Source organism: Nonomuraea sp. B1E8 (genome assembly GCF_039871515.1).
In the GTDB taxonomy this organism is placed as follows: Bacteria; Actinomycetota; Actinomycetes; order Streptosporangiales; family Streptosporangiaceae; genus Nonomuraea.
The window spans coordinates 427,727-445,118 of record NZ_JBDPLS010000005.1; the positions used below are offsets into that span (position 1 = coordinate 427,727).

General features: G+C 69.7%; 18 protein-coding genes. 8 read left to right on the forward strand and 10 right to left on the reverse strand.

The features are described from left to right. The first annotated feature begins 88 nt into the window (after window positions 1-88). From ABGA98_RS19905 to ABGA98_RS19915, 3 genes are all read left to right on the forward strand, one after another. On the forward strand, window positions 89-961 hold the full coding sequence (locus ABGA98_RS19905) for a sulfotransferase (RefSeq protein WP_347619828.1): 873 nt from the start codon (window positions 89-91) through the stop codon (window positions 959-961). Continuing rightward, window positions 958-2,121 carry a glycosyltransferase family 4 protein gene (locus tag ABGA98_RS19910; RefSeq protein ID WP_347619829.1) on the forward strand — a complete coding sequence of 388 codons (1,164 nt, stop codon included), beginning with the start codon at window positions 958-960 and terminating at the stop codon, window positions 2,119-2,121. Before ABGA98_RS19905 ends, ABGA98_RS19910 begins: the two co-directional genes overlap by 4 nt. 131 nt (window positions 2,122-2,252) lie before the next feature. After that, window positions 2,253-3,074: an SAM-dependent methyltransferase gene (locus ABGA98_RS19915; protein ID WP_347619830.1), complete on the forward strand. Its 822-nt coding sequence runs from the start codon at window positions 2,253-2,255 to the stop codon at window positions 3,072-3,074. A gap of 1 nt (window position 3,075) precedes the next feature. Here the strand turns inward: ABGA98_RS19915 and ABGA98_RS19920 are convergent, their stop codons facing one another. Further along, window positions 3,076-3,981, reverse strand: coding sequence for a helix-turn-helix transcriptional regulator (locus ABGA98_RS19920; protein ID WP_347619831.1), 906 nt, complete (start codon window positions 3,979-3,981; stop codon window positions 3,076-3,078). Window positions 3,982-4,358: 377 nt separating this feature from the next. On the opposite strand from ABGA98_RS19920, the gene ABGA98_RS19925 reads away from it, so the two are divergent. The 3 genes from ABGA98_RS19925 (at window position 4,359) to ABGA98_RS19935 (ending at window position 7,169) form a co-directional block, all read left to right on the forward strand. After that, complete coding sequence (locus ABGA98_RS19925) at window positions 4,359-5,435, forward strand: hypothetical protein (RefSeq protein WP_347619832.1); 1,077 nt, start codon at window positions 4,359-4,361, stop codon at window positions 5,433-5,435. A gap of 190 nt (window positions 5,436-5,625) precedes the next feature. Continuing rightward, on the forward strand, window positions 5,626-6,006 hold the full coding sequence (locus ABGA98_RS19930; protein WP_347619833.1) for a hypothetical protein: 381 nt from the start codon (window positions 5,626-5,628) through the stop codon (window positions 6,004-6,006). Then, window positions 6,003-7,169, forward strand: coding sequence for a zinc-dependent alcohol dehydrogenase (locus tag ABGA98_RS19935; protein ID WP_347619834.1), 1,167 nt, complete (start codon window positions 6,003-6,005; stop codon window positions 7,167-7,169). The genes ABGA98_RS19930 and ABGA98_RS19935 overlap by 4 nt, the downstream gene beginning before the upstream one ends. 59 nt (window positions 7,170-7,228) lie before the next feature. Here ABGA98_RS19935 and ABGA98_RS19940 read toward each other — a convergent pair whose 3' ends face one another. Together ABGA98_RS19940 and ABGA98_RS19945 are read right to left on the reverse strand one after the other, a co-directional pair. Continuing rightward, window positions 7,229-7,747 carry a hypothetical protein gene (locus tag ABGA98_RS19940; RefSeq protein ID WP_347619835.1) on the reverse strand — a complete coding sequence of 173 codons (519 nt, stop codon included), beginning with the start codon at window positions 7,745-7,747 and terminating at the stop codon, window positions 7,229-7,231. A gap of 283 nt (window positions 7,748-8,030) precedes the next feature. Next, window positions 8,031-8,279, reverse strand: coding sequence for a hypothetical protein (locus ABGA98_RS19945; protein ID WP_347619836.1), 249 nt, complete (start codon window positions 8,277-8,279; stop codon window positions 8,031-8,033). A 212-nt stretch (window positions 8,280-8,491) separates the two neighbouring features. Here ABGA98_RS19945 and ABGA98_RS19950 point away from each other — a divergent pair, with 212 nt between their 5' ends. Then, entirely contained in the window at window positions 8,492-9,826 is a 1,335-nt protein-coding gene (locus ABGA98_RS19950) for a hypothetical protein (protein ID WP_347619837.1), read from the forward strand. Between the two features lie 40 nt (window positions 9,827-9,866). On the opposite strand, the gene ABGA98_RS19955 is transcribed toward ABGA98_RS19950, so the two are convergent. From ABGA98_RS19955 to ABGA98_RS19975, 5 genes are all read right to left on the reverse strand, one after another. Beyond that, window positions 9,867-11,261, reverse strand: coding sequence for a hypothetical protein (locus tag ABGA98_RS19955; protein WP_347619838.1), 1,395 nt, complete (start codon window positions 11,259-11,261; stop codon window positions 9,867-9,869). A gap of 129 nt (window positions 11,262-11,390) precedes the next feature. Beyond that, complete coding sequence (cpt, locus tag ABGA98_RS19960; RefSeq protein ID WP_347619839.1) at window positions 11,391-11,924, reverse strand: chloramphenicol phosphotransferase CPT; 534 nt, start codon at window positions 11,922-11,924, stop codon at window positions 11,391-11,393. A 103-nt stretch (window positions 11,925-12,027) separates the two neighbouring features. Beyond that, entirely contained in the window at window positions 12,028-13,167 is a 1,140-nt protein-coding gene (locus ABGA98_RS19965; RefSeq protein WP_347619840.1) for a methyltransferase domain-containing protein, read from the reverse strand. Further along, on the reverse strand, window positions 13,167-13,301 hold the full coding sequence (locus ABGA98_RS19970) for a hypothetical protein (RefSeq protein WP_347619841.1): 135 nt from the start codon (window positions 13,299-13,301) through the stop codon (window positions 13,167-13,169). Before ABGA98_RS19970 ends, ABGA98_RS19965 begins: the two co-directional genes overlap by 1 nt. A 104-nt stretch (window positions 13,302-13,405) precedes the next feature. Then, window positions 13,406-14,602 (reverse strand): cytochrome P450, encoded by a 1,197-nt coding sequence (locus ABGA98_RS19975; protein WP_347619842.1) that lies wholly within the window; start codon window positions 14,600-14,602, stop codon window positions 13,406-13,408. A 257-nt stretch (window positions 14,603-14,859) separates the two neighbouring features. Here ABGA98_RS19975 and ABGA98_RS19980 point away from each other — a divergent pair, with 257 nt between their 5' ends. Next, the gene (locus ABGA98_RS19980) at window positions 14,860-15,048 is read left to right on the forward strand and encodes a hypothetical protein (RefSeq protein WP_347619993.1); all 189 of its coding nucleotides are present in this window, start codon (window positions 14,860-14,862) and stop codon (window positions 15,046-15,048) included. Between the two features lie 39 nt (window positions 15,049-15,087). Here the strand turns inward: ABGA98_RS19980 and ABGA98_RS19985 are convergent, their stop codons facing one another. Together ABGA98_RS19985 and ABGA98_RS19990 are read right to left on the reverse strand one after the other, a co-directional pair. Continuing rightward, on the reverse strand, window positions 15,088-16,011 hold the full coding sequence (locus tag ABGA98_RS19985; RefSeq protein ID WP_347619843.1) for an AEC family transporter: 924 nt from the start codon (window positions 16,009-16,011) through the stop codon (window positions 15,088-15,090). A gap of 104 nt (window positions 16,012-16,115) precedes the next feature. Next, window positions 16,116-17,387 (reverse strand): ABC transporter substrate-binding protein, encoded by a 1,272-nt coding sequence (locus ABGA98_RS19990; protein WP_347619844.1) that lies wholly within the window; start codon window positions 17,385-17,387, stop codon window positions 16,116-16,118. Between the last annotated feature and the right edge of the window lie 5 nt (window positions 17,388-17,392).

The window sequence follows — 17,392 nt, forward strand, 5'->3', positions numbered from 1 at the left end:
GCCGTGAGACGGCGTGTTCTTGGGCCACGATCGAGTTCGGCGATGATTTTCAGGTAATCCACAGAAAGGGCAGGTAACCTCGCCCACCATGATGTGGCAGCGTACGTTCAACAGCGCGCTGGCCAAGTACGCAGGATTCCGGATCGAACGGGTAGGAAAAGCGGAGAACGCGAAGAAGGTCGTCGAGCGGCCCAGGAAGGCCGCCCCCGACACCTCTTTCAGACCGCCGTCCGACCCCCGCGATCGCCTGCTCGAGGCCCCGGTGTTCGTGATCTCCCCCGTCCGGTCCGGCTCGACGTTGTTGCGGTCGATGCTCAACGCGCACCCGGACCTGCACGCCCCCCACGAGCTGCACGTACGCCGGTTGAGCGTGGACTTCGGCACGACCCTGGCCGAGAAGGCGATGGAGGCGCTCGGGCACAACCGCGCCGACATCGAGCACCTGCTGTGGGACCGGGTGCTCCACCGGGAGCTGGTACGCAGCGGCAAGCGGTACATCGTGGACAAGACTCCGGCCAACGCCTTCGCCTACGAACGGCTCGCCGCGTGCTGGCCGGATGCCCGGTTCGTGTTCCTGCTGCGCCACCCCGCCTCGATCGCGACGTCCTGGCACGAAGCCAGTCCCGGCAAGCGCACGCCCGACGAAGCGGCGGCCGACGCGTTGCGGTACATGAAGGCGGTGGAGCGTGCCAGGAAGGCGCTGCCCGGCCTGACCGTGCGCTACGAGGAGCTGACCGCCGACCCGGAGAAGGTCAGCCGCCTGATCTGCGACTTCCTCGGCATCGGCTGGGTGCCCGAGCTGCTCTCCTACGGCACGCCCGACGTGGTGACCAAGGGGCTCGGCGACTGGAAGGACAAGATCCGTTCGGGCACCGTGCAGAAGGGCCGCGACCTGCCCGAGCCGGCGGAGATTCCCGAGGTGTTGCACGCCATGTGCCGGACGTGGGAGTACCTACCGTGAAGATCCGATACATGCTGCTGCACGCGTACGGCATGGGCGGGACCATCCGGACGGTGGTCAACCAGGCCAACGCGATGGCGGAGGCGGGTCACGACGTCGAGATCGTCAGCGTCGTACGCCGGCGGAGCAGTCCGCAGTTCGCCATCGACGAGCGCGTGCGGGTGTGGGCCCTGGTGGACCAGCGTGACGGCGTCGCCGCCGACTCGCTGGCCCGCAAGGTGTGGCGGCGTGCCCGCGGCAAGATCGTGCCGTACGGCGAGTTCGCCGCCGAGTACTTCACGGAGCGGGTCGAGGGCGCGGTCATGGACTACGTGTCCGGACTGCAGGACGGCATCCTGGTCACCACCCGGCCCGCGCTCAACCTCATCTCCGCGCGCCGCGGCTCGCGCAAGGTGATCAGGGTGGCGCAGGAGCACATGAACCTGGGCTCCTACCACCGGGCGGTCCGCGAGGAGATCGCCAAGCACTACGGCCGGTTCGACGCGGTGGCGGTGCTGACGGAGACCAGCGTCAACGAATACCGGCCACTGCTGCCCGGCACCCCGGTCGTGCGCATCCCGAACGCGGTCGACATGGAGGGCCGCAAGCACTCCGACCTGACCCGTCCGGTGGTGATCGCCGTCGGCCGGCTGGTGCCGCAAAAAGGCTTCGACATGCTCATCAAGGCGTACGCCGCGATCGCGCCCGAGTTCCCCGACTGGCGGCTGCGCATCTTCGGCACGGGCCCGTCGAAGGACCGGCTGCAGCAGCGGCTCGACGAGTTCGACCTGGGTGACACCATCCGGCTGATGGGCCGCAGCGACCGCATCCCCGAGGAGTTGTCGCGGTCCTCGGTCTACGTGCTGAGCTCGCGGATCGAGGGCCTGCCGATGGCGATGATCGAGGCGATGGGTCATGCCCTGCCGATCGTCGCCTTCGACTGCCCGACGGGCCCCGGTGACGTGCTGACGCATGACGTGGACGGCGTGCTGGTGCCGCCGCGCGACATCGAGGCGCTGTCGGCGGCGCTCAGGCGGGTGATGAGCGACCCCGCGCTGCGCCGGCGGCTGGGCGCCGCCGCCGCCGAGGTCGCCCACGCGTACACGCCGCAGGTCGTGATGCCGCAGTGGGAGCGCCTGTTCACCAGCCTGAGCAACGGCGAACCGGTCGCCACCGGCTGACCGGCCGCGAGAGGATCGTGCGGCGCCGGCCGTCTCCGGCGCCGCGACTCTGTGCATGATCTCCTTTCGGAGCGGGGGGGACGCTAGGTTGAGATTCCCGCAGGCCCTTTCGGAAGGAGCCCAGCCCTCTCATGACAGGTGAACCCCCTCCCACCGGTCACGTGCCCGCGTCCGGCATCGACGCGTCCGTGCCGCACGCCGCCCGGATGTGGAACTACTGGCTCGGCGGCAAGGACTATTACGACGTCGACCGCGTGGCCGGCGACCAGTTCAGCCAGACGTTCCCCGACATCGTGCACATCGCCCGCCTGTCCCGGCACCTGCTCGCCCGCATCGTGCGCCATCTGGTCAACGAGGCGGGCGTGCGCCAGTTCCTCGACATCGGCACCGGGCTGCCCACCGTGGACAACACCCACGAGGTCGCCCAGCGGGCCGATCCGTCCTGCCGCGTCGTCTACGTCGACAACGACCCGCTGGTGCTCGCGCACGCCCGCGCCCTCCTGGTCGGCACGCCGGAAGGCGCCACCGACTACGTCCACGCCGACCTGCGCGACCCCGGCGCGATCGTCTCCGCCGCCGCCAGGACACTCGACCTCGACCGGCCGGTCGCGCTCATGCTGATGGGCATCGTCGGCTACGTCACCGACGAGGAGGGCGCCCACGACATCGTGCGAGGGCTGGTCGACGCCCTGCCGTCCGGCAGCTACCTCGCCCTGTGGGACGGCGTCAACCTGGTCACCGGCGAGGCGCTCGACCAGGCCCAGGACGACTACAACTCGGGCGGCGGCGTCCCCTACAACCTGCGCACCCCCGAGCGGTTCGCCGCGTTCTTCGACGGCATGGACCTCGTGGAGCCCGGGGTGGTGTCCCTGCCGCTGTGGCGTCCCGACCCCGACCCGCTCGCCCCGATGGAAGAGGTCGACGCGCTGTGCGGCGTGGCCCGCAAGCGGTGAGCTACATCGTGGCGATGATCTGACGCAGGATCTCCGGGGTCTCCGTCGGCGGCGGCGCCTGCACGCTGAGCTCGTTCATCAGGTGCTGGTAGGGGCGGACCTCGGAGTCCTTGGTGAGATACTGCGCGCCGGCGAGGTGTTCGAGGTAGACCACGTCGTCCAGCTCCGCCTGGGCGAAGCGCAGGATGGTGACGGGGCCGACGCCACCGGCCGCGCCCTCCAGGCCGAACGGGATCACCTGCAGGGTGATGTGCGGCAGCTCGGCCTGCTCGACGAGGTGGCGGAGCTGGTCGCGCATGATCGTCCCGCCGCCGACGCGGCGGTGCAGCGCCGCCTCGTCCAGGACCACCCACAGCCTGTGCGACGCGGGCTCGGACAGGATGCTCCGGCGGCGCATCCGCATCTCGACGCGGCGCTCGATCAGCTCGGCGGGCTCGTCCTTGTGGCCCTGGGCGAAGACCGCCCGGGCGTAGTCCTCGGTCTGCAGCAGGCCGGGGACGAACTGGATCTCGTACGTACGGATCAGCGCCGCGTCCTGCTCCAGCCCGAGGTAGGCCTCGAACCAGTCGGGGATCGTGTCGCGGTAGTCCTGCCACCAGCCCGGCGCGTTGGCCTGCTCGGCGAGGACGAGCAGGGCCTGGCGTTCGGTGTCGTCGGCCACGCCGTACAGGGTGAGCAGGTCGGCCACGTCGCGCAGCTTGAAACTGCTGCGCCCGCCCTCCATCCGGCTGATCTTCGAGTGGGAGCCGCGGATGGTATAGCCCGCCCTTTCGCGGCTGATCTTTCGTGACTCCCGCAGCCGGCGCAACTGCGTCCCCACCAATATGCGCAGCGCCGTGGGTCCGGGCTGCAGAGAATCCCTGTCAGGTATATCGGTCGGATCGCTCATCTCGCGAGCAGTCGACATATATGCTCCTAAATCGGCACATCACCCCAGGCCGCCCACCGGCAATCCTGCCACGTAGGCGCCCTCAAACACCATATTTCGGAGCGAGCGGCCGACACACCGCCATTGCCCGGATACGAGACATGCGTTTCGCTCTCTTCGCCGACCCGGAACCATAAGCGATCATCCAGGGCGCGAAATGATCACCGCCTCGGCGGGTTCCCGGGCTGTGCCCGTCCTGAACCCGTTGCCGGTTTGGAGTGGCGAACCCCTTTGCTGTACCGTGACGTCCCGCTATGAATTCGACAATATTTCAAAATAATTCGAAATATCACAGTAAAGGCGTACGAACACTTGCCGCCGTACTCGGCTCCGCCGTTGTACTGAGCGGCTGCGGCGTGATCGATCTCGGCTCCCAGCGGAGGGCGGAGCGGCCGGGCGACGACCCCCCGGCGCAGAGCCAGGACGAGAACCCGGGCGAGGAGCCCCTCCAGCCGAAGAACGACCCCCTCGCCGGAGACGGCCCCCTGTTCGCGCACTTCAAGCGGGTACGGGCGGCCGACCCGTGCGACCTCGTGCCGCACCCCATGCTGAAGAAGTACGGCCCCGAGCAGCTCGTCGTGCGCGGGTCCGGCATCACCGAATGCCAGTACCTGACCGGATACTCCGACGCCTCCAAGAGCGTTTACAGTTTCAGAATCGATCTGCACGCGCACTTCGAGCAGAAGAACGCCGAAGAAGCCGAGCAGGAGAAGCTCGACGGGCGCACGATTTACCGCGAGGAATACTCCACCGACAGCGCGAGCCACCGCAGCTGCCACTACAAGGTGCCTTATGAGGGTGTGGAGGGCAGCGCGTTCGCCCTCGACCTGTTGAAGACCCCGCCGCGGGGCAAGGAGAGCCAGGAGTGGCCGCAGCGCTGCGCCGCCGCCAAGCAGTATCTCGGCGCGGTCATGGACAGGATCCTCAAGCTGCCGCCGAGGAAGGGCCGGGCGGTGGGCGTCATGGGCAAGGACCCGTGCGCGCGCAAGGACGACCTGCTCGCCGCGATCGGCGGCTCGTACAAGCTCATCGACGTGCGCTACTCCGGCCCGTACAGCTGCGATCTGCAGCTGGCGAACAAGGCGAAGAACCAGGAGCTCACGCTCGCCTCGGGCCTGGCCTTTCACGAGCGCCAGACCGGCGGCACGTCGACCGGGCAGGTCAAGAACCGGCGGCTCACCATGAACGGCCTGTACACCCTCAACTCCAGGTCCGACCACAAGGTCTCCAAGTCCTGCCAGAACTCCGTGGAACTGCGGCGGGCCACGAACAGCAGGAAGAACGACGCGCACTACGTGACCGTCGGACTCTCCAGCGGAAAGCTGGAGCTGGAGGACGCTGACGCGAGCTTCGAGGCGCCGCCCGTGTCGTGCGCGCTGGTCACCAGGCTCACCCGGATCGTGCTCGACGGCGTCCGGCGTACTCAGTCATGAGCACTGCATACGCTGACGCCTGGACCCGTAACCAGCCGGTGCTGCCGATCAGGTCCCTGCGCCAGGCCGGTTTGCCAGGGGCGGCCCCGGGCAGCCGCGGAGCATGAAAGCGTCCAGCACAAGGCGGGCCGCCCGGGCCCGCGCGAAACTGCCTGCCCATAGCCCCCGGCGGCGTAAGGGCCGCACGGCCGTGCTCCTCGCCGGAGCGGCGGTGGCCGGGATGGCGATCGTGCGCGCGGCACGCTCCGCGCCGCCCAACCCGAACGGATGGTTCACCGTCACGGTCGAGACGGACCCGGCCCGGCTGACCGGCCCCGACCGGCCCGACGAACTGGCCAGAATCGCCGAACGACACGAGATCCGCATCAGCCCCGCCCCCGGCGGCCGCGGCAGCGAGATCGCGGTACGCGAGGCCGACGGGGAGACGCGCGACCTCGTACGGAAGCTGAAGCAGCTGCTCGAAACCGGGGAGGTGCTCCTGGTCAACGGGCAACCCGAGGGCCACCGCACCGCGCTTGGCCGCGTCGGCACGCCGGCGTTCCGGCATCTCACGAGAAAGGGCGCACGATGAGGGCGCTGTGCTGGACCGGCGTGAACAAGGTGGCGGTCGAGAACGTCCCCGACCCCGGGCTGCTCAACCGGCAGGACGCCGTCGTCAAGGTCACCGCGAGCTCCACGTGCGGCTCCGACCTGCACCTGCTGGACGGCTACGTGCCCACGATGATGGCCGGTGACGTGCTCGGGCACGAGTTCGTCGGCGAGGTGGTCGAGACCGGCCCCGACGTGCGCGAGCGGCGCGTCGGCGAACGGGTGACGGTGTGCTCGATCATCGGCTGCGGGCGCTGCCACTACTGCAAGGAGGGGTTGTGGTCGCTGTGCGACAACTCCAACCCCAACCCCGGCTTCCTGGAGACGGCGAACGGGCACGCCTCGGCGGGCATCTTCGGCTACTCCCACGCGCTGGGCGGCTTCGCGGGCAGCCACGCCGAATACGTACGGGTGCCGTACGCGGACGTCAACGCCTTCTCCGTGCCGGACGACGTGCCGGACGCGTGCGCCGTGTTCGCCTCGGACGCCGTACCCACCGGGTGGATGGGCGCCGACCTCGGCGAGGTGGGGCCCGGTGACGTGGTCGCGGTGTGGGGCTGCGGCGGCGTCGGCCAGATGGCGGCCCTGGCGTCCCTGCGCATGGGCGCCGACCGGGTGATCGTCATCGACCGGTTCCCCGAACGGCTGGCCATGGCCGCCGAGATGGGCGCGGAGATCCTGAACTACGGCGAGTCCGACGTGCTGGAGGCGCTCAAGGAGCTGACCGGCGGACGCGGGCCCGACGTGTGCATCGAGGCCGTCGGCATGGAGAGCCACGGCACCGGCGCCCAGTACGCCTACGACCGGGTCAAGCACGCCCTGCGCCTGCAGACCGACCGCGGGATCTCGCTGCGCCAGGCCATCCACGCCTGCCGCAAGGGCGGCGTCGTCTCCGTGCTCGGCGTCTACCTCGGCGTGGTCGACAAGTTCCCGATGGGCGCGGTCATGAACAAGGGCCTGACGCTCCGCGGCGGCCAGCAGCACGGCCACCGCTACATCCCGATGATCCTCGACCGGATGAGCAAGGGCGAGATCGACGCCTCACCCCTGCTCACCCACCCCATGCGCCTGGAGGACGGGCCCAGGGGCTACGAGCTGTTCAAGACGAAGCGGGAAGGATGCGTCAGGGCCGTGTTCCGCCCGTGACGGCCACCCGCGGACCATGAAGTGAGGCCAGGCGCCCGTCGGGTGATTGAGTGGACCGGTCAGCCCTTGACCTTCAGGCTGCTCTTCGACGGCTTGAACAGCGGCACCGTGCCCTGACAGGCGTTGATCGGCGCGCCCAGGAACTCCCACATCCAGAACATGGTGTCGCGGCGCCCCTTGTCGTGCACGGTGAAGGAGACCTTCTTGCCGCTCACGTCCATGGCCGGCTTGTCGCCGATGGTGACGTGACCCTTGGTGATGACCCCGGTGGCGACCGCGATGCCGTCGGCCGCGACCAGGCAACTGATCTTGCCCTGGAAGTCGCCCACGGTCGGCTTGCCGGGCTTGCCCGCGTGGAACACGTCGAAGGTGCCCCGCGTCTTGCCCCCGTCGCTCCTGGCGTCGATGGTGAAGCGCACCTTCTCCCCCGCCCACTGGCCGAACGACTCGGGCAGCGTCCCTGAGGCGCTGCCGCGCAACGAGTACGCGGGCGCCCCGGAGGCCGTGACAGCCCCGGCAGGGGTGGCCAGCAGGGCGAGGACGGCGATCGGGATGGCAAGTGCCATGGTTCGTTTCATGCCCATCAGCCTGTCGGCGGCGGGCCGCCGGGAGTTCCCTCCGCCGGGGGATCCTCCTCCCCCGGCGGAGCCAGCCGGTGCCACGGGAGCGGGTGCTCCGTCCCCCATCCGCTGCCGGCCGGGCTGCGGGCCGCTCTCAAAGAGCCGGCGACCCGGCGCGAGCTGGCCTGGGCGCTCACGCACGGGAGCTTCGGGCTGGTGCTCGGCCTGTTCGGCAGCACGCTTCCGCTCTACGCCGCGCGCCTGAGCCTGTCCGCTCGCGTGGGAGCGGGCGGGCCCGGCGTCAGGCGCCCAGGTCTCTGACGATGTTGTCCAGCCGGGTCGCGACGGCCTCCAGCGTCTCGTCGGTCGGGCCGTCGGCAGGGAATTGGGCCGCCACCTCGTCGCGGCTGGCGATGACCAGGCTCCGGTGGGCGTCGTCCACCTCGGCGGCCGGCAGCACGACACAGTCGCCGCGGACGTAGACCAGCGTGGCGTCCTGGTGGCGCGAGTCCAGCAGTTGGCGGACGCATTCCGGATCGATGAGTGACATCGCGGCTCCTCGCCGACAGTGCTTGGCGGCCGTCGCCGCACGGGTGCCCGGCTTGGCCTCAGCACTGCGTTTACCCCACCGGAGAAGGTGAAACCAGGGGACCTGCGGACAAGTCGCGCCACTACCGTATGTGCTCGTTATATCGCTAAGAGTGACCGTAAGGTGAGGTCAGTGGCCCAGCGGGCTTCGCTTTGAGCGAGAGGATCGAGCACATGTCCCAGGAACCGAGAATCGACGTCGAGGCCAAGGCAGAGGGGATCGAGGGCACTCTCTCCGCTGACCAGGTCCAGCGCATCGCGGACGCGCTCGGGCGTCAGGGGGTCTGGTTCGCCACGCCGCCCGCGCGCGACGGCCAGGCGCCCAGGGCCGACCTCGTCTGGGACCTGGTGGGCGACGAGCCGTACCAGGGTCACACGGCCACCGGCCGGGCCGCCGTGCACCTGGCGGAGGGGCACACGGCGCTGTCGCGGCCGCTGATCATCGCCGACGGCTTCAACCACGGGCCGAGCGACCTCGACGCACTCTGGCTGCACCTCAACGCCCCCTACCAGAAGAACGTCCCCGGGTTCCTCGACCAGCTCAGGATGATGGGCATCGACGTGGTGCTGCTCGGCTTCGACGAGCGCCACACCTACATCCAGGCCAACGCCGCCGTCGCCGTCACCTGCGTTCTGCGCGCCATCGAGGAGCGCCGGGGCGACGATCCGCTGGTCGTCGGCGGCGTCAGCATGGGCGGCATGATCACCAGGTACGCGCTGGCCCGCATGGAGAGCGAGCGCGTCGACCACCAGACGGACAAGTACTTCTCCTACGACACGCCGCACCTCGGCGCCTGGATCCCGCTGGTGCTCCAGCAGCTGGCCTACCTGCACGAGTCGATCCAGCCGGCCTCCGACGGGCCGGGCCAGGCCGACCTGATCCGCAGCCCGGCCGCGCAGCAACTGCTGTGGGCCTGGGTCGAGAACGAGAACTACTCGGGCCCGGTCACCGCCGCCAGCACGCTGCGCACCGACTTCCTCGACGACCTGCGCCGGGTCGGCTGGTTCCCGATGCGCCCGTACAAGCTGGGGATGGCCAACGGGATCGGCGACGGCACGGGCCCCGTCCTGCCGCCGGGCACGCCGGTCTTCGACCTGCGCCACGACTCCCTGCAGCTCACCGCCAGGATCCAGCCGAACCTGGGCGAGCTGCAGAACATCGGCACCGTACGGTTCGGCGGGCCGGTGTGGACGAGCGCCACCAGCCACGTGGCCGCGTTCGACGGCGCTCCGGGCGGCACGCTCGACTCGTGGGGCCGCCTCGCCGACGCGATGGGCCTGCCGATCGACAACGCCCTGCGCGCCAGTTGCTTCGTCCCCGTGGTCAGCGCGGTCGCCCTGGCCAGGGACCCCTTCCAGTGGCAGGCCGAGCTCTACCGCGACCTCAGCGACCTGCCCAAGGACGAGACGTTCCTGGACGCGTTCTGTTGCGACCTCGGCAACTCGGCGCACAGCAGCGTGTCCCCGACCCTGGTCGAGTGGTTCCTGGAGCAGCTCGCGGGGTGGTGACCCGCGTACCGGGTGCCGGCTCGGGCCGGCACCCGGCATTTCAGCGGCGGCCCCTGTGCACGCACATGAGCTGGTCGCGGGTGGCGTTCTTGTCGCGGTAGGCGATGACGGCCGGGCTCTCCCCGCTGTGGTGGCCGGGCAGCCGCTGGTCGATGCTCCAGCCGGAGCCGTTGAAAGCGGTCCACCACAGGCTCTGGTCGGCGTCGCCGCGGTGCACGCAGTAGAGGCGGTCCTTGTAGACGGCCATCGACGGGCCCTCCGCGGCGTGGTGGCGGGGGAGCTTCTGGTCGGGGCTCCACTCGGCGCCGTCCCAGCGCGTCCACCACAACGACGTGTCCTCGCCGGCGCCGCGGTGCACGCAGTAGAGGTGGCCCTGGTAGACGGCCAGCGCCGGGTTCGACCGGCTGGAGTGGACGGGCAGCCGCCGGTCGGGGCTCCACTCGGCGCCGTCCCACCGCGTCCACCACAACGCTTCGTCGCCCGCGCCCCGGTGCACGCAGTGGAACTGCCCGTCGTACGCGGCCAGCGCGGGGGCGGCGGAGCTGGCATGGCCCGGCAGCTTCTGGTCGGGGGTCCAGCGGGTGCCGTCCCAGCGTGTCCACCACAGCGCGTCGTCGCCCGCGCCCCGGTGCACGCAGTGGAGCTGCCCGTCGTACGCGGCCAGCGCCGGCCCCGAGTCGCTGAAGTGCTCGGGGAACCGCTGGTCCTCGCTCCAGCCCTCCTCGGCGTCGTAGACCGCCCACCACAGGCCGGAGTCGCCGTCGCCGCCGCGGTGCGCCAGATAGAGGCGGTCCTGGAACTCCGCGAGGGCCGGCCCCGACACGCTGAAGTGGTCGACGAACGGCTGGTCGTCGCTCCATCCCTCGTCCGGCTCGTGCATCGCCCAGTAGAGCTGGGCGTCGCCGCCGGGCCTGTCGTCGTCACGGGCGGGGACGAGCATGGCGGGCGCGGTCCACGGCGAGACCAGCCGGACTCCGTACGGCCGGGCGGCCGAGGCGATCCGGGCGGCTTTGTCCCGTACCGAGTGCTCGACGATCCGGGCGAGCCAGGAGCCCAGCACGGCGCCCGAGAGCTCCCCTGCCGGTTGGGCGATCTCGGAGGCCAGCAGCGCCGCGCTCTCGTTGAGGTGGATCTCGAAACCCCACCACCTGGCCACCGGCCAGACCTCCGCGCCCATGGCGCGGAGATCGCGCTGGAGCCCGCGTACGCGCTCCTGATCGTGCGCGGCGAGTGCGGCGATCTGGCTCTCGCTCTCCCGCCTGGCCTCGGCCGCGGTGCGGGCGGAGGCGTCTTCCAGCAGCTCTGACGCCACCGCCTCGTCGACCGCCGCCGAGGCTGCCGGGTCGTCCTGGGAGTGCAGCAGCGTGGCCTCGCCCCCCACCGCCGTCTCCTCGGCGTCGATCTCCATCTTCTCGGCCCGGGTGTCATCGGTCATTTCAGCCCCCTGGAGTGATCCGCGGCTGCACGCTGCATACGTGCACCAACCCGACCCATAGTAACTATGAGTAACAGTTTGATCACTCTGGGGTCATCTGTGTCTTCCCTCGACCGGGGATTCCCTCGCTCAGCCGACCCGGGCGGCGATGACCCGCGCGCACTCCAGGGACTCGGTGCGGGTGGTGTCGACCTCCAGGTCATAGGTCACACCCTGGTGGACCACCTCCGCCTGCAGAGCGGCCATGCCCTGGGGCCGGTCGCCCCTCGCGATCTCGCGGCCGGCCGCGACCGCGCTCTCGCACCTGACGCCGACCCACAACACGTCCAGCCCGTCGAGAGCCTTCCGCCACCGTTCCTGGGACCCCGCTCCCCCGAGGAAGACGTCGTCGATGACGATCCGGGCACCCGCACGGGCCATGGCGGCGACCCCCTCGGTCCACGCCGCGTCCAGAGCCATGAACTCCGGCCCGACGTTCACGGCGCCGTCCGGAGCGATCTCGATCCCGGACTCCGACGCCCGCATGGAGGCGGGCATCGCGTCGACCATGGTGTCGACGCTGAGAGCCAGCCATGGGTCCGGCAGGACCGCCTGGAGACACCGGGCGATGCCGGACTTCCCCGAGCTGGACCCACCATTCAGCAAGATCACGTTAGTGGTCACGACGCCACCCTAAAGCGTGCGGCAGCAGGCCGGAAAGCCAATTTCGGGCAGTACAGCGGGATAACGCCTTGGTCAAGCAGGCCGCGGATCGGGCACGGTCGTCCTACCCGCTGATCACGCGATCGGGGGTGTCCAGCCAGATGTGCTGCCCGTCCCGGGTCACCGTCATCCCGAACCGATCACGTCCTGGCTCGCCCCAGCCGACCCAGCGGAAATAGGCCTCGGTCACCTCGTCCCACAGCGGGCGGTCTCCCAACTGGTAGACGGTGTGCTCGGCTTCGCCGCGCCGATGGACGGCGACCGCCCACCGGCCGGGATCAGCCGGGTCAACCACGTACGTCAGGAATCTGTGGTCCTCACGGGAGACATGCGCATACAGGCCGGTGATGGCCGCCATGGCCAGATCCGCGCCGGGCGGTGCGAGCCCGATGGTCCGCGGGTGCACCTCCGTGGGGCTGCTCACACCGCTGCCGTCATCGGCGGCGCACGGCGCCGGCCGCTGGGAGCGCATCATCATGTAGGAGGCATGACCGGGAAAGCGGCCTATCGCGGTGCCGTCCGGCATCCTCACCAGCCGCAGCGCATGGTCGTCGCCGAATCCCGGGCAGTAGGGGGCGACGATGACCCCTCCCGGGCGGCATTGCTCGATCCACGGGAAGGGGATCGCACGCACGCCACAGGTGACGTGGACCCGGTCGAAGGGCGCCCTCGCCGCGAAGCCTTTCGCGCCGTCTCCGGTGACCACATGCGCGTGCGCGTCGGCCGCGGCGAGATTCTTGGCAGCACCTTCCGCCACGACCTCGTCGATTTCGATCGTCGTCACGCTGCCGTTCGGACCGGCCAGGTGAGCGAGCAGCGCGGCGGTCCAGCCCGTGCCGGCCCCCACCTCCATCACCCTGTCGTCAGGCTCCGGATCGAGAAGCTGCAGCAGATGCGCGACCGTGCTCGGCGCGGACGAGGAGGAGGTGTACGCACCCTCCCCCACCCTGATGCCGGTGGCACCGTCGTCGAGCTGCGTGACGATGGGACTGGGTGAGTAGACCGTGTCCCACCAGGTGCCAGGGTCGGCCTCGCGGTCGATGACCAACGGCTGCTCGGAATCGCCGGGCACAGCCAGCGCCACATCAGGGATGAACAGGTGGCGAGGCACGGCGCGGATCGCATCGAGGACGAAGCCCTGGATATCGTCGAAGCCGCCGATATACTCGACCAGACGCTCGACGTGCCGGGCGACGGCCTCCACTATTTCTTGCCGCCCTTACCCTTGTCGTCCACATGCTTTCCCTTCGGTTTGCGGTGACCGTCGGGGGTGGCTTTGCTGGGATCGGCCTTGAACGGCTGGTCTTTGGGGCTGCTGGGGTCCTTGTGCTTTCCCATCTCGGTGTTCTCCCTTCACCGCGAGCACAGTGTAATCGTATGGTCACGAAACGGCGTGAACAAGGGCGGGAAGCGGCTCGGCCGGGCCGACTTATTCGCGACGCCTACCAGGCGACCTCCAGCGCGGTCATGCCGTACACGACGCTGAAGGAGCGGAAGTTCGTGCCCGAGTCGGCGACGCGCAGCTCGGGGAAGCGCTGGAGCAGGGCGGGGAACGCGATACGCATCTCCATGCGGGCCAGCGGGGCGCCGAGGCAGTGGTGCACGCCGTGGCCGAAGGCGAGGTGGCCGGGCGCGCCCCGGGTGATGTCGAACGTGTCGGCGCCGGACATGAGCTCGGGGTCGCGGTTGGCGGAGGGCAGCGAGCAGATCACCAGCTGGTCCGGCCCGATGGTCTGGCCGCCGATCTCGACCTCGGTCGTCGTGATCTTGGTGGTGCCGGAGTGCACGATGCTGAGCCAGCGCAGCAGCTCCTCGACGGCGGCGTCGATGCGCTCGGGCTCCTTGCGCAGCAGTTCGAGCTGGTCGGGGTGGCGCAGCAGGGCGAGCGTACCGAGGGAGAGCATGTTGGAGGTGGTCTCGTGCCCGGCGAACAGCAGCAGGCCGCCGATGCCGACGAGCTCGTCGGTCGTCAGGTCGTCGGGGTGCTCGCGGACCAGCATGCCGAGCAGCTCGTCGCCGGGGTCGGCCTGGATGCGGGTGACCAGCTGCTCCATGTAGGCGCGCTGCTCGAACTGCATGCGCAGCCGCTCCTCGCCCGGCACCGTCATGTCCAGCATCCTGCTGGTGCGGTGCTGGAAGGTCTCGCGGTCCTCGTACGGGACGCCGAGCAGCTCGCAGATCACCAGCGACGGGATCGGCAGCGCGAACGACGACACCAGGTCGGCGGGCGAGCCGGCGGCCTCCATGGCGTCGAGGTGATCGTCCACGATGCGCTTGATCCGCGGTTCGAGCCGGCGCATGCGGCGGATGGTGAACTCGCCGGTGAGCATCCTGCGCAGCCGGGTGTGCTCGGGCGGGTCGACGCCGAGCAGGTTGCCCGCGCGCACCTTGGCCAGCTGTTCCTCGGTCATCTTCGGCGATCCGGGCAGCCGTGCGATGCCCTGCGGCGCGATCTTGAACCGTTCGGAGTCGCCCAGGACCTCGCGTACGTCCGCGTAGCGGGTCACGAGCCAGGCTTCGTCGCCGAACGATGTGGTGATGCGCTTGACCCGCTCGTCGTCGCGCGCGGCCGTCAGCTCCGGCGAAGGGTCGAACTCCACCCGCCGCATGTGCAGTGGGACGGTCGAGGACTCGCCCATGAAACCCCCTGGATAGTCGCGGTATCGCGAGAACCGTAACAACCGGGGCGGGCACCCTCTAGAGCGATCATACGCATTTACGTAAATGTTCTCCCTGGGTCGCGCGGTGAAATATACGTTTCACGCCTAAGATCCCTTTTGCCCTCAGATGGCGATGATGCGATGGCCGGGGGCAGCGATGACTTTGTCCGCGTCCGGGAGTCCTCTCCCCGTACGAGCCGGTTCCCGGCGGACCCCACAGCAGGAGAGCACCCACGATGACGAAGCACGGTAAAGACGCCTGGCCGCTGATCCACGCCGAGCGGGCGGCGCTCGCGGCGGATGGGCCGCTCGTCTCCGGCACCACGCTGGCGCTGGTGATGGCGATCACCGGGCGCACCGCCCACTGCGACGAGCTCGACGGCGACGGCGTCGCGACCCTGCGCGAGCGCTGCGGCCGGGGGTGAGCCAGAACCGCGCGGGCCGGCCCCCGCGTGGCCGCGCGGTCAGCCCAGGGCCGCGCCGATCGCCGTCATGATCGGGATGGACAACCCCGTGGTCAGCAGCACGGCGCTGCGGGCGAGCCGCCGCCCGGTGTCGTACGTGACCGCGTACACGTAGATGTTCTGGGCCGTGGGCAGCGCGGCGAACAGGGTGGCCGCCAGCAGGTCGCCGCCCTCCAGCCCGAGGGCGAGGCGGGCGGTCAGGTAGGCGATGCCCGGCTGGACGAACGCCTTGAGCGCGATCACCAGGAAGACCTCCTTCCCGACGCCGCCGTCCTCCGAGGTCGCGGGCGCGCGCCGGGAGCCGTACAGGCTGAGGCCGTAGGCGAGCAGCGCGACGGGCACGGCCGCGCCGCCGAGCAGCTCGATCGGGCGCATGAAGGTGACCGGCAGCGAGGTCCCGGTCAGCGCGAACGCCAGCCCGAGCAGCGAGGCGACGGTGAGGGGGTTGCGCAGCGGAAGCAGCAGCACCGCCCGGACCGACCTGGCCCCCTTGTCGAGGACGAGGAAGGAGACCGGCGTGAGCACGAGGATCTGGAAGAGCAGGATGGGCGCGACGAGCGCGCCGTCGCCGAGCACGTAGATCGAGATGGGGATGCCCAGGTTTCCCGCGTTGACGTAGGACGCGGCGAGCGCGCCGATCGTCGACTCTCGCCTGTCCCTGCGCCAGATCAACCGCGCCACCAGCACGTACGCGAGCTGCACGCACGCCACGGCGACGATCTGGGTCAGCAGCACCGGCGAGAACAGCGAGCCCAGGTCCGCCCGCGACACGGTGGCGAACATCAGCGCGGGCGTCGCCACGAAGAACGCCAGCCGCGACAGGACCAGTTCGTCGCTGGCCCGCAGGAGCCCGCCCCAGCCGACGAGGTAACCGAGCACGGCAACGGACACCAGAGCGACGAACGCCGCGACAACCCCCGACAAGCCCTTAACCTCCGAAACTGGACATCAGGAGCGTATCTGGGCCGCCCAAGGCGACGGTGACCGGCTGGTCGCGACGGGCACGATCGTCGCCGCGACCTGACAGGTCAGTTGGTCATGGGCCCGAATTCCTTGCGCGTGTCGATCACCTCGCCGAACAGTTCCCACCGCTCGCCCTTGAACTCCATGAGCTGCATCGACTCGATCGGGAACCCGTCGCCCTGCCCGGTGTCCATCGTCACGCCGGGCAGCAGCATGTCGACCGCGATCCCCTTCATGTTGCGCACGGAGTCACGCAGCCCCTCGCGGGTCGGGCAGGCGGCCGCCTCCATGGCCTTGTGGAAACTGCTGGCCACGGCCCAGCCGAAGGTGTGGTACGGCACGTTGGGGTCGGCGCCCGGCGCGTACTGCTCCATCTTCTGCTTGTAGAGCTTCATCTCCGCGTCGTCCTGCCACGTCGGGTCGTTCGGGTCCTTGTAGTACGTACTGGACACGACGCCCTGGACGTTCTCGAAGCCGACGGGCTTGAGCACGGTGATCGAGGCGGCGACGTTGTTGACGATGTGCAGCGGGTTCCACGTGGTGTTCTTGGCGTCGGCGGCCAGCGCCTGCGAGCCGAACTTGGGCGTCGTGACGTTCAGGAACACGTCGGCCTCCGACTGGGCGAGGTTGCGCATCTGCGGGTCGACGCTCGGGTCGCTCACCTCGTAGCTCTGCTCGGCCACGACCTTGACCTGGGTGCCTTCGATGGCCCGTTTGAAGCCGCCGAGCAGGTCCTCGCCGAAGTCGTCGTTCTGGTAGAGGACCGCGACCTTGGCGTCCGGTTTCTCCTGCTTGAGGTATTGGGCGTAGACGCGGGCCTCGGAGATGTAGTTGGGCTGCCAGCCGATGGTCCACGGGTGCTGGGCGTCGGCGCCCCACTTCGACGCGCCCGTGGCGACGAAGATCTGCGGCACCTTGCGCTGGTTGGTGTAGTCCCAGGTCGCCGTGGTCGACGGCGTGCCGAGCGTCTGGAACAGGGCGAACACCTGCTCCTGCTCGACCAGCCTGCGGGCCTCCTCGACGGCCTTCGGCGGCTGGTAGCCGTCGTCTCGGATGACGAACTCGACCTTGCGCCCGCCGATGCCGTTCTTCTCGGCGTTGACGTAGTCGAAGTACGCCTTGATGCCCTTGGGGATGTCCCCGTAGGCGGAGGCGGGGCCGGACAGCGGGTAGATGCCGCCCAGCTTGATGCTCGTGTCGGTGATGCCGGTCGTCTGCTGCCCCTGGCACTGGCCGCCCGACGTGGCCGTGCCGGTGGCACCGCCCTGGTCCCGTCCCCCGCATGCGGCGACGGCGAGCACGAGCAGCGCCGTACAGCCGATCGCAGATACTCGCATCCCTC

Excerpts from the sequence above, each read along its gene's own strand:
- ABGA98_RS19905 (WP_347619828.1), top strand. The coding sequence starts at position 89 with ATGATGTGGCAGCGTACGTTCAACAGCGCGCTGGCCAAGTACGCAGGA.
- ABGA98_RS19920 (WP_347619831.1), bottom strand. The coding sequence starts at position 3,981 with ATGTCGACTGCTCGCGAGATGAGCGATCCGACCGATATACCTGACAGG.
- ABGA98_RS19945 (WP_347619836.1), bottom strand. The coding sequence starts at position 8,279 with ATGTCACTCATCGATCCGGAATGCGTCCGCCAACTGCTGGACTCGCGC.
- ABGA98_RS19990 (WP_347619844.1), bottom strand. The coding sequence starts at position 17,387 with ATGCGAGTATCTGCGATCGGCTGTACGGCGCTGCTCGTGCTCGCCGTC.
- ABGA98_RS19935 (WP_347619834.1), top strand. The coding sequence starts at position 6,003 with ATGAGGGCGCTGTGCTGGACCGGCGTGAACAAGGTGGCGGTCGAGAAC.
- ABGA98_RS19950 (WP_347619837.1), top strand. The coding sequence starts at position 8,492 with ATGTCCCAGGAACCGAGAATCGACGTCGAGGCCAAGGCAGAGGGGATC.
- ABGA98_RS19915 (WP_347619830.1), top strand. The coding sequence starts at position 2,253 with ATGACAGGTGAACCCCCTCCCACCGGTCACGTGCCCGCGTCCGGCATC.
- ABGA98_RS19975 (WP_347619842.1), bottom strand. The coding sequence starts at position 14,602 with ATGGGCGAGTCCTCGACCGTCCCACTGCACATGCGGCGGGTGGAGTTC.
- ABGA98_RS19940 (WP_347619835.1), bottom strand. The coding sequence starts at position 7,747 with ATGAAACGAACCATGGCACTTGCCATCCCGATCGCCGTCCTCGCCCTG.
- ABGA98_RS19970 (WP_347619841.1), bottom strand. The coding sequence starts at position 13,301 with ATGGGAAAGCACAAGGACCCCAGCAGCCCCAAAGACCAGCCGTTCAAG.
- ABGA98_RS19980 (WP_347619993.1), top strand. The coding sequence starts at position 14,860 with ATGACGAAGCACGGTAAAGACGCCTGGCCGCTGATCCACGCCGAGCGG.
- ABGA98_RS19955 (WP_347619838.1), bottom strand. The coding sequence starts at position 11,261 with ATGACCGATGACACCCGGGCCGAGAAGATGGAGATCGACGCCGAGGAG.